Annotated in this window: 15 protein-coding genes and 1 riboswitch; of the genes, 4 read left to right on the top strand and 11 right to left on the bottom strand. The window is 39.3% G+C overall.

What is annotated here, in order from left to right; translation table 11 throughout:
- Positions 1 to 114: 114 nt before the first annotated feature.
- The 6 genes from PEPE_RS02745 to thiM all read right to left on the bottom strand — a co-directional run bounded on the left by PEPE_RS02745 (position 115) and on the right by thiM (position 5729).
- A complete protein-coding gene (locus PEPE_RS02745) occupies positions 115 to 816 on the bottom strand; it encodes a matrixin family metalloprotease (protein ID WP_011673149.1) in 702 nt (233 codons plus the stop codon).
- Positions 817 to 905: 89 nt separating this feature from the next.
- On the bottom strand, positions 906 to 2660 hold the full coding sequence (gene recQ, locus PEPE_RS02740; RefSeq protein ID WP_011673148.1) for a DNA helicase RecQ: 1755 nt from the start codon (positions 2658 to 2660) through the stop codon (positions 906 to 908).
- Positions 2661 to 2779: 119 nt separating this feature from the next.
- A complete protein-coding gene (gene tenA, locus PEPE_RS02735; protein ID WP_011673147.1) occupies positions 2780 to 3454 on the bottom strand; it encodes a thiaminase II in 675 nt (224 codons plus the stop codon).
- 11 nt (positions 3455 to 3465) lie between these two features.
- Positions 3466 to 4116 carry a thiamine phosphate synthase gene (thiE, locus tag PEPE_RS02730; protein ID WP_011673146.1) on the bottom strand — a complete coding sequence of 217 codons (651 nt, stop codon included), beginning with the start codon at positions 4114 to 4116 and terminating at the stop codon, positions 3466 to 3468.
- A complete protein-coding gene (gene thiD / locus PEPE_RS02725) occupies positions 4113 to 4928 on the bottom strand; it encodes a bifunctional hydroxymethylpyrimidine kinase/phosphomethylpyrimidine kinase (protein WP_011673145.1) in 816 nt (271 codons plus the stop codon). Before thiD ends, thiE begins: the two co-directional genes overlap by 4 nt.
- Positions 4929 to 4931: 3 nt before the next feature.
- On the bottom strand, positions 4932 to 5729 hold the full coding sequence (gene thiM, locus PEPE_RS02720; RefSeq protein ID WP_011673144.1) for a hydroxyethylthiazole kinase: 798 nt from the start codon (positions 5727 to 5729) through the stop codon (positions 4932 to 4934).
- 80 nt (positions 5730 to 5809) lie between these two features.
- Positions 5810 to 5915, bottom strand: a riboswitch (TPP riboswitch).
- A 140-nt stretch (positions 5916 to 6055) separates the two neighbouring features.
- Here thiM and PEPE_RS02715 point away from each other — a divergent pair.
- Positions 6056 to 6271, top strand: a complete 216-nt coding sequence (locus PEPE_RS02715; protein WP_002833966.1) for a CsbD family protein — start codon at positions 6056 to 6058, stop codon at positions 6269 to 6271.
- A 44-nt stretch (positions 6272 to 6315) separates the two neighbouring features.
- Here the strand turns inward: PEPE_RS02715 and PEPE_RS02710 are convergent, their stop codons facing one another.
- A complete protein-coding gene (locus PEPE_RS02710; protein ID WP_011673143.1) occupies positions 6316 to 7287 on the bottom strand; it encodes a DUF916 and DUF3324 domain-containing protein in 972 nt (323 codons plus the stop codon).
- Positions 7288 to 7344: 57 nt separating this feature from the next.
- Entirely contained in the window at positions 7345 to 7833 is a 489-nt protein-coding gene (locus PEPE_RS02705) for a hypothetical protein (RefSeq protein ID WP_011673142.1), read from the bottom strand.
- A 462-nt stretch (positions 7834 to 8295) separates the two neighbouring features.
- On the opposite strand from PEPE_RS02705, the gene PEPE_RS02700 reads away from it, so the two are divergent.
- Positions 8296 to 8919, top strand: a complete 624-nt coding sequence (locus PEPE_RS02700; RefSeq protein WP_011673141.1) for a MarC family protein — start codon at positions 8296 to 8298, stop codon at positions 8917 to 8919.
- Between the two features lie 114 nt (positions 8920 to 9033).
- On the opposite strand, the gene PEPE_RS02695 is transcribed toward PEPE_RS02700, so the two are convergent.
- From PEPE_RS02695 to PEPE_RS02690, 3 genes are read right to left on the bottom strand one after another with little or no spacing between them, the layout of a single operon-like run.
- Complete coding sequence (locus tag PEPE_RS02695; RefSeq protein WP_261785715.1) at positions 9034 to 10125, bottom strand: MFS transporter; 1092 nt, start codon at positions 10123 to 10125, stop codon at positions 9034 to 9036.
- A gap of 12 nt (positions 10126 to 10137) precedes the next feature.
- Positions 10138 to 10338: a sugar phosphate permease gene (locus tag PEPE_RS09320; protein WP_011673138.1), complete on the bottom strand. Its 201-nt coding sequence runs from the start codon at positions 10336 to 10338 to the stop codon at positions 10138 to 10140.
- An 11-nt stretch (positions 10339 to 10349) separates the two neighbouring features.
- A complete protein-coding gene (locus tag PEPE_RS02690; RefSeq protein WP_011673137.1) occupies positions 10350 to 12593 on the bottom strand; it encodes an FAD-dependent oxidoreductase in 2244 nt (747 codons plus the stop codon).
- A gap of 97 nt (positions 12594 to 12690) precedes the next feature.
- Between PEPE_RS02690 and PEPE_RS02685 the strand changes: the two genes are divergently transcribed.
- Both PEPE_RS02685 and PEPE_RS02680 read left to right on the top strand, forming a co-directional pair.
- Positions 12691 to 13452, top strand: coding sequence for a helix-turn-helix domain-containing protein (locus PEPE_RS02685; protein WP_233418269.1), 762 nt, complete (start codon positions 12691 to 12693; stop codon positions 13450 to 13452).
- Positions 13453 to 13476: 24 nt separating this feature from the next.
- Positions 13477 to 13917 (top strand): GNAT family N-acetyltransferase, encoded by a 441-nt coding sequence (locus PEPE_RS02680; protein WP_011673135.1) that lies wholly within the window; start codon positions 13477 to 13479, stop codon positions 13915 to 13917.
- Positions 13918 to 13945 lie beyond the last annotated feature (28 nt).

Raw genomic sequence — 13945 nt, 5'->3', positions numbered from 1 at the left:
TTCAACGTCTTAACCCGAAAACGGGCTTTGTTATCGGGCATTTACTCCATATTGTAATATTGCCGTAATGTTTTGTAACAAAATAAAAGAGCTCCTAATTTGCATTAGTAGCTCTTACTTAGTTTCTCCATAAATTGATTTTAACCCTGCAAGGTCGGCTGGCGATAAAGCCGTTTGCTCGCGATCCAACGGGTACATGACCGAATCCTCAGCTTGGCTGTGGTCTAAGCCCAAGGCATGCCCGACTTCATGGGTGGCGACGGCTTGTGAAACGGCTTTGTTGTAGTAAATGTTGAGTTTGGCGGACGCATGGTTGGCGATTCGACTAACTACGCCCGTTTGTTCCATAATTTTTGGCCCACCAATCCCTAGCTCAATCGTGCGGGATTGATTTAGCGGTACATTTTTACGATAGGTTCCCAGCTCTAAATGATTTAGCCAGCCTTGTTCCGCTCCCGGAACAATTTTAACAATCCCCGTGGCATTGTAAGTCGCAATGGCGCGCTTAAAAACATTCTGGACAGCATCAGGAGTTCCCGCTTGATAACTGTAGTAGTATTTATTCGATAAATTTTTGTTTTTAACAATCGATTCCACCGGGGTTGCGTCGTCACTGACATCCTTTTTGGTCGACGTCTTATTTTGATTAAAATTCCAGTTTGAATCCAAAATCGAATTTAAGTTAGTCGTTACCCGACTAACTCCGTTTCGAAATGTCTGTTGCACATTATCTGGTATCTGGACTATGTTATTTTTAATGACCCACGTTGCTCCCAAGAAAAGCAACAACCAGGTTAGCAGTGTTCTGATTCGCAAGTAGCATTCTCCTCACTCATTGGCAGTAGCAACATTTTATACCTATCCTTATAAATTCTAACAAAAAAAGCTCAGCACTTTAACAAATACTAAGCTTCTTGATAATTTCGTAAAATTTGGAAGAACTGTTCACCATATTTTTGGAGTTTGCTTTCCCCGATTCCTTTCACGTCTAACATTTCATCGAGCGTGTCTGGCATGACTGTGCACATATCGTGCAAAGTTTGATCGGAAAAGATGACAAACGGAGGAACGTTTTGTTTTTCAGCTAGTTCCCGACGAAGCGCCCGCAATTCTTCAAACAACGCGTCGTTTTCTGGTAAAGACTTATTTGCCTTAAGTGCCACTTTTCGAGCCACTTTTTGCTGACCTAAAAGAACGCGTAAGCCCTCCTCGGTGATTTTCAAGACGGGAAACTGGCCGCCGTCTGGGGCGATGTATCCAGCCGCTGTGAGAAAATCGATTAATTCGGTCACGCTCTTCTTGGTCCGCTGCTGCATTAAACCGTATGTCGATAATTTTTCATAGTGCAACTGTTTTACCCGCTGATTTTTCGAACCCGTCAGTACGAGGGCGACCATTTCTTTTCCAAAACGTTCCCCCATCCGCCGGATACAAGACAACACTTGCTGAGCCTCAATCGTCACGTCTTGTAGAGCTCGCGTATCCAAACAGTTACTACATTGCCCACAGTCTGGAGCATCTTCATTGAAGTAATTTAGAATGTAGCGCTGTAAACACTTTTGCGTATTACCATACTGACTCATCGCCTGTAGCTTTTGGTATTCCATCGTCATGCTGGCTTCGTCTCGTTCGGATTGTTCGATATAGTAGTGCTGAATCTGAACGTCGCGCAATTTGTATAACAAGATGGCTTCACTCGGTAGACCGTCTCGCCCTGCACGCCCCGCTTCTTGATAGTAGGATTCGATACTGCCCGGAATCTGGTCGTGGATGACAAAGCGCACGTTACTCTTATCAATCCCCATCCCAAACGCGTTGGTTGCAATCATAACTAGCACTCGATCATACAGAAAGTCGTCTTGATTTTGCCGACGTTCTTCTTTCGAAAGTTGTCCATGATACATGGCCACTTGGAAATGCTTTTTAGTTAAAAGGCGATGGAGCCGTTCGACCTCTTTCACGGTACTGGCGTAGATAATGCCCGATTGATCTGGATTCAATTTCAAGTAGTCGATCAAAAAACGGTCGCTGTCTTGATCCTTGACGACTTTAAATGAAAGGTTAGGTCGAGCAAATCCAGTTTGAACTTCCTGTTGGATGGCTAAGCGTTGCTTAATATCCTCAGCTACCCGAGGCGTCGCCGTAGCGGTGAGAGCGATAATCGTTGGTCGAGTTGGAAGATGATGGATGATATCCGTTAATTTTAGGTAGCTCGGTCGAAAATCATGCCCCCACTGTGAAATACAGTGGGCTTCATCGATGGCAATCAAATCAATCGGTAGTTCTGCTAAGCGATCAAAGTATTCGGAATCGAGGCGTTCTGGTGAAATATAAAGCAGCTTCACCGCACCCTGGCGCGCTTGGCTAAACCGCTCGTTGATTTCCGCATAATCTAAGGAGCTATTGATGAAGGTGGCGTCAATTCCGTTGGCTGCTAGAGCATCAACTTGATCTTTCATCAAAGAAATCAAAGGCGAAATAACTAAGGTTAGTCCCGCCTGCATCAAGGCTGGAATTTGATAACACAGTGATTTCCCTCCGCCCGTTGGCATGACGGCCAAAACGTTTTGGTGGTCCAAAACTGCGTTGATGGCTCGCTCCTGCCCTGGTCGAAACGCATCATATCCAAAATTTGATTTCAAAACTGCCTGTGGATTCATGTAATTCCTCTTCTTCTCTTTGGGATGTTAATGACGGGTAAATAATAAAAGGAGTCTGACAATTAAGTCACCTCCTCTTAAATTCGTCACCTATTTACTTTTATACTAACACGCTTGGCCTAATTTTTATATTTCCAATCTTTTTGATAGTATGCTTGTTCCCAAAATTCATACTCTAATTCGCAACTTCGCAAGAAACGTTGTTCGATTTCATGTTGGCGTTCCTCACTGAGACCTATTGCTAATTCGTCAACCATACCAAATAAAGTTTTTACCATGCTGCCATCAATTTGACCTGGTTGAGGTTGATAAAATTCAATCCAGGGTAAGAAGGGATTATCTGGTGCTGCTCCGTCCACAATTTGCTGACTAATTTCAGTATACGTCCAAGGACAAGGTAACATTGCCGCAATTAAGTCGATTAAATCTCCCGTTCGTAAAGCGTTAAAAAGATGCTCATTATATAGGTAGGTAATTGGTCGCTGTTTGGCATGTTGATGGTCGCTGAGCTTTTGACCAGCGATGTCACATAGGATTTGATGTGCACCAGCTTCGTCATTTAAAGTGTAGCGAATCTGTTCCTCAAAAAAGCGCATCTGGTCTTTAGTAGTACATTTGGAAAGAGCGCCCGCATAGACTTTGGCGAAGGCATCTAAAAAACAGGTATCCTGTTCAACGTAGACCATTAAGGCCGCTGCCGGAACGGCGCCCGCTTGAATTCCTCGCACGAATGGATGATTTTCAATATCGGCGAGGACGGGTTGAGCAATTGCTTTTAAACGTGCTGAAAACATAGCTTTCCTCCTCATCCCTTAACGATCGCTTTAATTTTTTGCATTTGAGTGGGCACTGCCGTCATCTGCGTAAACATACTAATGGCCGCAAAGCCTTTGACTCCCGTAGCCATCGTCTGGGGGAGATTATCAAGCGTGATACCCCCGATGGCGACGATTGGATAGTGACTCAGTTCGACGAGTTCTTGGAGTTTGGCTACACCGAGTGCGGCTCCCGCGTCGGCTTTAGAGGTCGTTTCAAAGACCGTCCCGGTTCCCAGATAATCAATTCCATCGAGTTGGTTAGCCTGTTTGACTTGCGCTTCGGTGTTACAAGATAACCCGACAATCATCGAACCCTGAACCCGTTTTAAAACTGACTCAATTTTTTCATCTTTTTGACCCACGTGAATGCCTTCAGCATGAATGGCTAAAGCTAAGTCCACGTCATCATCAATGAACAACGGTACGTGATACTTTTGGGTTAACTGATGGCATTTTTCAGCCAGTTCGGTTAATTCAGCTGGATTATCGATACTGTTATAACCCTTTTCCCGTAGTTGAAAGGCCGTTGCCCCGGCTTGTAAGATTTCTTCCACTTTAGGTAAGAAATCCGCCTTATTAGCAACATCTTGGGTGCCGGCCACAAAATAAATTTTTAACATATCTGAATTGAATTTCATTGTTCTTCCTCACCATAAGCCCAATGGTTCAAGGGACCATGTCCATGGCCAACTTGAATCCCATCACTAATCGCCGCATTGATAAATGCTTTACCAGTGCACAAGGCTGCTTTCAAAGATGCTCCCTTAGCTAGTTCGGCAACAATCACGGAAGAAATCGTGTCGCCTGTGCCATGGGTGTTATTCGTTTCAAAACGGGGTCCCGTCAATTCCATTTCTTCGCCATTTTCAAATAGGACGTAATCTCGACTTTCAGGTTGATCACTAAAATGACCGCCCTTAATTAAGACGTTTTTAACCCCGAGTTGTTGCAGGCGACGAGCGGCCTCTTTCACATCGGCATTATTTTTGATTTCCATCCCAGCTAATTTTTCTACTTCCGGTAAGTTGGGGATGATTAAGTAGGCCAGCGGTGCGAGTTGGGTACGCACGGCATCAACCGCATCATCACTCAGGAGCTTTGCGCCCCCTTTAGCAATCATGACGGGATCGACGACGAGTGGTCCAAAGTCGTATTTTCGATAGTTTTCCACCACGGCGTTTACCACCGCGGTGTTAGCGAGCATGCCAGTCTTGGCTACCTTGATATCTAGATCTTCCGCCAAGGCTTTAAATTGTTGGTCAATCATTCGTTTGGGCATAACTTCTACATCGAGCACGCCTAACGTGTTTTGAGCGGTAACGGCCACCACCACACAGGTCGAAAAAACGTGACGCTCCTGCATCGTCTTCATATCGGCTTGAATGCCGGCGCCCCCACCACTATCGGTGCCGGCGATGGTTAAAACTTGAGGTACTAATTTACTTTTCATGATTTATGCTTCTCCAATTTTCATAAGGTCTTGAACTTGTTCAGGGGTGATATTAGCTAATTCGTCTAAAAGATAGGACAAAAAACTGCCTGGTCGATTTTGTTGATCGAGTTGCGCCGCTGCACGTTCTCCCGCACACGAGAGTACCAAACTAGCGGTAACAGCAGCATCTAAAGTATTTTCAGCTACGGCGCTGAACGCTCCTACGATACTGGATAATAAATCGCCGGAGCCCACGATGGCTGGTAACAACTTAGTGTTATTGTGCACCGTGATCACTTGTTGACCGTCGCTGATATAATCGACTTCACCACTAGCAATCACCACGTTCTTAAATTTCTGGGCACAAGCTTGGACAACTGCGCTCATGTCGCCGGTCCCATTTCCAGCGTCGATACCGCGCGTTTGCCAATCGATACCGGCTAAAACGGCGATTTCTCCGATATTTCCACGAATCACATCGAAATGATATTTTTCTAGTAACATCAAATTGAGGGCTTTGCGGTACTGGGTGGCACCGACTGCGACGGGATCTAAGACGAGTGGTTTTTGATATTGATTAGCTGCTTCACACAGCTTATTCATCAGTGGCCAGCTCTCTTTACGAGAAGCGCCAGCATTAATCACCACGGCCGATGCGAGTTGGACGAGTTCCTCCGCTTCACTAACTTCATCACTCATGATGGGAGAAGCTCCCACCGCATTTAAGCCATTCGCCACCAAAAATGGGGTAACAAAATTAGCATAATTAACTACTACCGGATTAACTTCCCGGATTTTGGCAATATCTTGAAGGTTCATAATAAGCTCCTTACCAATATCTATCACTGCCCTTAATGTCGAAAAAACCACCCTTTTGTAGACAGAAGGATGGTTTTGGTTTCAACAATTAAACACTTTCCTTCGCAAGTACTAACTTACAGGTTCAAAGGGATCACGCTGAACAAGCGTATCTCAGTTCTTCTAAGAACACCCCTAGTGCAGATATTTATTAAATTTTGAATTCGGTTTCATGATACAACTTTTTGTCCATCGACTCAAGTTGAGCATATCATTACTACTTTAGATGGTGGACTTGCTACAATGGAGATGAACCAAAAAACTTAACTTTTAGGAGGTATTGTTTTATGTCTGATAACGAAAGATTGGAAAATACTAAAGATAGAGTTACAGGTAAAGTTCGTGAAGGTGCCGGCAAAGTAACTGGCGACAAAAAAGAAGAAACTAAAGGTAAAGCTCAAAATATGACTGGTAAAGTCAAAGATAAGCTTAAAGACGTCAAGGAATCAGCTGAAGGCGCCATGGAAGAACTCAAAGATAAAATGCATAAAGACGACAAATAAAAAGAAGGTTCGCTTAACGGCGAGCCTTCTTTTGGGTTAAAAAACTATTTTCGTTTTAGCTTCTTGAATATAATCCAGCCAACGCCAATTACGATGAGCGCAATTACCGCCAGTCCGATGAATAAGGCCGAATGATTTTGAATCTGATGGCGCTTAGCGACCTTCAAATCAGCTGGCTTAATCTTGAAGTTCTTTTCAAATTTCCAATGATCTTTTCCATGTTGCATGGTCAAAACAAGCTTGTATTGACCTGCTTTTATATTTTTAGGTACTTGGATAGGATTCTCAAAAGTTGTTTCAGGCGTAATGTCAATCCGCTTAGTTTCCTTTTTGAGGGTTTTATTATCCATATTTTTGATGGACGAAACCGTTTTGACACTCTTAAGTAAATTTTGATGATGGTTGGTAAGCTTTGCATCTAATTCGTAAGTACTCAAGTTAGGTTTAGTCATCTTCAATTGATCTAGGGATAACCGTGGTTTGGGACGTTGGTCATGATTTCCGCGGATTACGAACGGAATGTTATAAGCAACCGTGTTAGAAACTGTATTTTTCTTTGCTGTTGTCGTTTTCTCCGTAAAATGTAATCCAGCCATCAAAATTCCATTGAAATCTTTAGCTGGAAAACTAATGCTGCCGTGAATAATTTGGCTACTGTTGGGAGTAACTTCGACTTCTTTAGGCAACCTAATCATTTGAGTCAATTTGTAAACCGTATTAGCTTTTTCCGGAGTACGATCAGAATAGTCAACAATGCCGTTACGATTAGTCCGAGCTTTGTTCACTTCAATTTCAAATCGCTTGGTCTTTTTAGTATTATTTGTGATTTTAATACCAAATGATTCCTTACTAGCTGGTGGCCATTTGATGTCAAAATAGCTATCGGCTCCATCCGTCTGATGTTCCGAAAAAATGGGTGTCACTGAATAACTAGCAAGTTTATGATCAGCATGTACATTCGTCGCAGTTAGAATGCTGATTACAAATATAAATACCAACGTGAATATTTTTTTCATATCGATCTCTTTTCAAAAAAAGAAGAGAGAACTAAGTCTCTCCTCGGAATAATGGTGCTATTCTGTAATTTGTTCTGTTTGAGTCTTAGTTAAATTCCATTGAATAGCAGTGCTATAATCCTTTACTTCTTTTATTCCATTATATTCAAGGCTTACAGATAATTTATCAGCGTTTTCCCCGACGATATTAGAATCTTTAGATGCTACTACTGCTGCAGCATCAGAAAGTGTTGCGTCACCAATTTTTACCGTACGAGTTGCATCTGTGTCACCTAATTTAGCAGATAGTTGGTATCCTTTAGTATCTCCAGAATAATCTGTAACTTTATAGTTAACATCTTGAGAACCAAAGTTTACATCCCCACTTAAAGGTTGTGGATCAAAATTGATTGCAGAATCAATGTCTAACGTGACATCACCTTTAGTAACTGTAGCAGTTGCGGTTGTATTCCCGGTTAGCTTATCAGCTGCATGAGCTACACCACTATTGGCAACACCTAATAACATACCACCACATAACATTGCACTTAAAATAATTTTCTTCATCTTAATACCCCTTTTTTAATCTGCTTCCCCGATACTACAACTAATCTAATCATCAATAATTCAAATGTTACTAATGATTTTCATTTATATATTGTGAATATTTTCATAATATATAAAAGTCTTATTTTTATGTAAACTTTTTAGCCTCCTCTATTTTGGATTAATACTATAATTCGTAATTAAGGGCGCCTTTAGGGATATTGACATACTGAATCCCAGCATTCAGTATGTATAAAAACGCATAAAGATAGATAAGTGATGGCTAATGCTATCTATCTTCACAAGCATTATATTATACACGTTTAGTTAAATACAAGCTCTTTTTATAAAAATCGAGTATTTTTGGAAATTCGTCTTTAAAGACCGCTTTTCCCTTCTTAACCAGCCATATTAATTGGGTTTTAAATCGTTCCCCCATATAATTAAGTTAAGCTAATTCAACTTAATTAACGGAGGTGCACTATGAATTTAGTTCAAGCTTTCTTGCTATCATTTACCGCCTTTTTCGCAATTATGAACCCTTTTGCTAACTTACCCATGTTTGTGAGTTTGACTGCTGATAATAATAGAAAAGAAGTCGATGCCATTGCACGCTTAGCCTTCATCGTTGCGACCGTGATTGTGGCACTTTTTGCACTACTAGGTAATTACATTTTTAGTATCTTTGGTATTAATCTTTCAGCTTTACGGATTATGGGTGGAATCATTCTAGGTTTGATTGGTTATCACATGATCCAAGGGAACGTGTCCCCTATTCAGCATGATCCCAAGCAATCGGTTAAGGATTCCATTAACAGTAATAATACTGACGTAGCGATTTCTCCACTGGCTATGCCGGTGCTGGCTGGTCCTGGAACCATCGCCACTACTATGAACTTGTCGAGTAGTACCAATCCCTTCATCGTGATTAGTGCTTTTGTCGTTCTATCGGTCATAACTTATTTCATTTTTATCTACGGGGAACAAATTATGGCTAAATTGGGTAATAACATTATGAACGTGATTACGAAGTTGATGGGATTGATTCTGGCAACAATTGGGGTGCGGATGTTAATTATGGGGGTGCAGGTGGCGTTTCATTGGTAGAAGGATTAAATAAACTAAAAACACATTCTGAAAATATGCAGAATGTGTTTTTAGTTGCTGATTATAATAATATCTAGCAAATTTATTTAAAAATTCAATTCATAATCTGTTAACCTAATCTTCATTAATTTCAATTTTTCCTACTACTAAAATATATGATAAAGCTCCTACTAATGCGATAGCAGCAATAAAAATTAACGCAGATGAGAAATTACCTTTTGATACAAGGAAACCAATCACAATTGGTATCACTATCGAAGATAATGCTCCACAACCGTTAAAAATTCCTCCGGCTAAACCAATTAAATGTTTAGGAGCTAATGCTGTAACAAACACCCAAGTGATCGTCGCTAAACCGTTTCCAAAAAATGCTATAGACATAAACATAATTATTAGTGCGGGACTACTTACATAGTTAGCACCTAAAATTAATAAGGTTAATAGTAATCCAGTAATTACAGGTGCTTTCCGTGCGAAACTTGCTGACTTACCACTCTTCAATAATTTATCAGACATAAAACCAGCTAAGATAACTCCACAGAACGCTGCCAAATAAGGAATGGACGATAACATACCTGATTGCAAGAAGTTAACGTGTTTAGCCTTAGTTAAATATGTTGGGAACCAAGTTAGGAAAAACCAGAATGTTCCAGAGATGGCAAATTGACCAATATAAATTCCTAATAAACGCCGTGTAAATAATTGCTTAATATTTTCCCATGTTATTTTTGTTTTTTCTTGCTTTGTATTAGAGTTTGACTGTGCATCATCACCTTCGGAAATCGCGCCGCCCGCTTTAATGTATGCTAATTCGTCATCACCAACAAACCGACTCTTATTGGGATCAGCATATAAAATATACCAAACAACTGACCAAATTATTCCAATGATTCCTGTGACAATAAACAGCCCTCGCCAACCGATTGTATTATGAATTGAATATAAAATTGGTGTAGAAAAAGCCAGTCCTAGGAATTGGGCCGATGAATAAATACCGATCGCAGAACCTCGTTCATCTTCTGGAAACCAATAAGAAATTGCTCGATTATTAGCAGGCATAACAGGAGCTTCAAAGAAGCCTACTCCTAATCTCAGTCCCATTAATTGTCCAAAGCCACCAATAAAGGCTTGAAAAACAGTAACTAAGGACCAACCAAATAGACTGATGAAATACATAATTCTAGAACCAAATTTATCTAATAGAATACCACCTGGAATTTACATTGCAGCATAAATCCAACCAAACGCTGAAAAGATTAGCCCCTGTTGAACCGTTGATAAATGAATTTCTTTAGAAAGTTCCGGCATTGCAATTGAAACATTGGTTCTGTCCATGTAATTAATTACGATATTAATGAATACTAACGCTAAAATAACATAGCGCATATTGGTAGATAGTTTTTTATGACTACTTTCCATAGTAAACCTCCTTAATAAACTCGAATCTCATTTAATGAAATTTGTTGACTACCATTGGTTTGTAATAATTCAAATTTTAATTTTTTAGTCTCAATCGTTTGATCTAATTTTTGGACAATATGTCTTTCTCGATTAGAATCTGTTTGCCATAATAAATGCCACTCATCCTCACTTTGATAGTACACTCGATAAGATTTAATTAACTCAGGAACCTGTTCAAAGTAAGTTTTGTGATGATGGAGGTTAATAATGTCTTCATTAACGTCATCATTAAAAGTTAAATTAATTTGCTTTATATGTTGCGGCTTCGTCCAAGTAAGTTGAATTTCTTCTGGTTTATTTCTGAAATTAGTCACCCACATATTAGGACCACCATATGGTCTCACATACCCATTAATAATTTTTTCTGCTGAATATGCTTCTGTTTGTTCCACTTTAAAAACAAAGTTCCGACGACTAATCGATTGATTAGTCCAATACAACAAAGGACTTTTACGTGAATAGTCATGTAATTCTGGCTGACTCAATTCTTGAATTGGATCATTTACATAGCTCAAAACACCGGCAAATTCTTGATGCCCTAGATATACAGAACAATTTTCATTTTTTTCTACTATCACAAAAATATTTTGTGGTTGTTCTGGTTGCCAATCAATATTAACTGTTTTCCATCCCATAAAGTTTGCTTCAACTTCAATTGTCTGTTCATCAATTTTAGAATCTGGGATATAATTCTGTGGTTTTCCTGTGCTATACCAAGTAACTTTTAATTCTGTTGCTTTGGCCGTTGAAATAAGGAGTTTAAGTTCTTTAATATTAGGATCTACAGGCAATGTGAAGGCAACCGCTTTATCAAGTGGATACGGATCCATATCTACCGCATATGTATTAATTTCTTTTAACGCGCTAGATGCAGTCACTTCAGCCTTTCTTGCCAAATCATTTAAATCTTCATTTTTAACTCCTAAAACAGAACCATCCTCTCTCAATAAGGTTTGCTGATATTCCTGCAAATAATTAGAATAAATTGCGGCTGGCTTAATTTGCTTTTCATTTGCCAAAGCAGCTGCCGTACCCGCAGCTTGTCCCATTACTGCGCAAGTAGCCATTACCCGTACTGTTCCAAAAGCCACGTGTGATACTGAAACATCCCGTCCAGCAAAGAACAAATTATTAATATCCCGCGAATATAAAATACGATAAGGAATATGATATACACCATCTGCAACAGAATGCTTTGCACCAACAGAATCGTTGTACATCCCACTTGCTGGATGTAAATCGATTGACCATCCCCCAAATCCAATTCGATCATCAAATAATGTTTGTTCTTCAATATCCTGTTGCTTTAATACATATCCGCCCTTAAAACGACGATATTCACGTTTACCAGGAACTGAACCAATCCAATCCAGGGTTAGATTGTCTGCATCATATTTTCCAGAATTTTTAATGTAATCCCAAATACCATAAACTACTGATTGTAGCTCGTCTCGTATTTTTTCGTTATCATGTACAATATCTAATTCTCCGCCCCATTCAATCCACCAATAGGCACATCCGTTATCCTCTTTTCGAATAATTCGGTTATTTACAATTGATGTTTCTGTGATGTCTTTAGCAAAACTGGGCTTGATATATTTCACTGGGTGTCCCACGTTGCGCGTGTAGAAAAATAAGGAACTCCCAAGCGTATCCTCATCTGCCTCGAATGGAGCTAAACTCTCGTTGTAAACATTACTGCTCTCGCGTCCTATATTAAATTCAGCTCCCGCTAAGAACCCGATTAAACCATCGCCCGTACAGTCAATGAAGTAACCGCTTTCAAATTCTAGTAAAGTTTCTGATGCTGACATAAAACCAGTAACGCTTTTAATTGTTTTATCTTGATTCATTACTATCGAGGTCACTTCAGTGTTTAAAAATAGTTGAATATTTGGTTCTGCTTTAACCTTTTCCATCAAAAGTACATCCCATAAATAAGGATTTCCTTCAGGATTACGATACTGGTTTTCAACAAATAACTCTCCCATTATCCCCGTCTCTCGAGCATAACGATTCACACCATGTTTAGTAGCACCAGCTACCCAAACACGTACCTCACTACTAGAATTACCTCCCAGTACTCCACGATTCTGGACTAAACTAACTTTTTGTCCAAGACGAGCTGCTGCAATAGCTCCACAAATTCCAGCCAGTCCTCCCCCAATAACAGTTATATCAGAATTAACCTTCCTCTTTAACATTGTCACCATTTTGTTATCCCTCCTTTTGTCTTAACAGTACTACAAAGGAATTCTCCACTCCATTTACTTTTAAGCCCAAAACATGTATTATTTTGACCAAAAAGAGGTGATACTTTTGGCCACTCTAACACAAGGATATACATACTGGGAAAACAAACCTAGTTTTCAACTAGAATCTGATATCGGCTCCAATTATGTGATGTATATTATCGAAAGCGGTTCCTGTGAATTTGAATTTTCTCAATATTCCGGAATCGCTTCTGCCAATGATATTTTATTAATTCCGCCTTATGTCAAATTCAAACGTAATATGCTTGAACCGATGTGTTTCCATTTCATTAGAGTAATCCCCGATCCAGTCACACCGACTTTTATAGGTAAACACCACTTAGGATCACATCGCTTTTATGAAAACTGTGAATTTCTACGTAAAACAAATTTCAGTTTAAACACAGATTCACATTATATCCAAAATCATATCGTAGAAGATTTCTTCATGCTTTTAAAAATAAAAAAATTTAAACCTATAGAACCGAAACAAGCATTATCTAGAAATAACATTATTAATTCTGCAATTGAACTTATGGAACACAATTCTTCTCTTTCAATTAGTGAAATAGCCCAATTTACCAATACAAGTACCGCTTATTTTTCAAGGATTTTCAAAAAAACAATAGGTGAAACTCCCGTCTGTTTTTACACAAAAATAAAATTGAAAAAAGTTCAAAAACTACTAATCACTACAAATCTAACGTTAGCAGAAATTTCCGAACAAACCGGTTTTACAGACCCATTTTATCTAAGTAAGGTTTTCACCACCCATTTAGGATGCTCACCACGTACATATCGAAAAAATCATATTATTTAACATACCAAAAGATAGGATAATAAAATGCATATTAGGAAATATCAAATCACTGACGAAGATTCAACTTTAATGATGATTTCTAAGTCTATTCGTGAAACTAATCAAAAAGATTATAATCAAAAACAAATTGAAGTATGGAGTAACATTGATAAACAAAAGTGGAAAAAATCTACTTTAAATAATATCGCTCTAGTAGCCATTAATTCTTCTGGCGTTATTGGATTTGCAGATATGAGTACATCTGGGTACTTAGACCATCTTTTTGTTCATCCTAAATATCAACGTCAACGAATCGCTACTAGCCTAGTAAACAAATTAGAGCAAACCATTACATCCTCTGAATATTCTACTTATGCCTCTATTACAGCAGTCCCTTTTTTCGAGAAAATGGGCTATCATATTATTCACACTAATTGTGCACTGCTACGCAACACTTATTTTTTAAATTATAAGATGGTTAAATAAAAAAGCATCCAATCTGTGATTGGGTGCT

Source organism: Pediococcus pentosaceus ATCC 25745 (genome assembly GCF_000014505.1).
Classification (GTDB): Bacteria; Bacillota; Bacilli; order Lactobacillales; family Lactobacillaceae; genus Pediococcus; species Pediococcus pentosaceus.
This window is presented reverse-complemented; position numbering and strand designations above follow the sequence as displayed.

Excerpts from the sequence above, each read along its gene's own strand:
- PEPE_RS02715 (WP_002833966.1), top strand. The coding sequence starts at position 6,056 with ATGTCTGATAACGAAAGATTGGAAAATACTAAAGATAGAGTTACAGGT.
- PEPE_RS02710 (WP_011673143.1), bottom strand. The coding sequence starts at position 7,287 with ATGAAAAAAATATTCACGTTGGTATTTATATTTGTAATCAGCATTCTA.
- thiD (WP_011673145.1), bottom strand. The coding sequence starts at position 4,928 with ATGAAAAGTAAATTAGTACCTCAAGTTTTAACCATCGCCGGCACCGAT.
- thiM (WP_011673144.1), bottom strand. The coding sequence starts at position 5,729 with ATGAACCTTCAAGATATTGCCAAAATCCGGGAAGTTAATCCGGTAGTA.
- PEPE_RS02700 (WP_011673141.1), top strand. The coding sequence starts at position 8,296 with ATGAATTTAGTTCAAGCTTTCTTGCTATCATTTACCGCCTTTTTCGCA.
- PEPE_RS02705 (WP_011673142.1), bottom strand. The coding sequence starts at position 7,833 with ATGAAGAAAATTATTTTAAGTGCAATGTTATGTGGTGGTATGTTATTA.
- PEPE_RS09320 (WP_011673138.1), bottom strand. The coding sequence starts at position 10,338 with ATGGAAAGTAGTCATAAAAAACTATCTACCAATATGCGCTATGTTATT.
- PEPE_RS02690 (WP_011673137.1), bottom strand. The coding sequence starts at position 12,593 with ATGGTGACAATGTTAAAGAGGAAGGTTAATTCTGATATAACTGTTATT.
- tenA (WP_011673147.1), bottom strand. The coding sequence starts at position 3,454 with ATGTTTTCAGCACGTTTAAAAGCAATTGCTCAACCCGTCCTCGCCGAT.
- PEPE_RS02680 (WP_011673135.1), top strand. The coding sequence starts at position 13,477 with ATGCATATTAGGAAATATCAAATCACTGACGAAGATTCAACTTTAATG.
- recQ (WP_011673148.1), bottom strand. The coding sequence starts at position 2,660 with ATGAATCCACAGGCAGTTTTGAAATCAAATTTTGGATATGATGCGTTT.
- thiE (WP_011673146.1), bottom strand. The coding sequence starts at position 4,116 with ATGAAATTCAATTCAGATATGTTAAAAATTTATTTTGTGGCCGGCACC.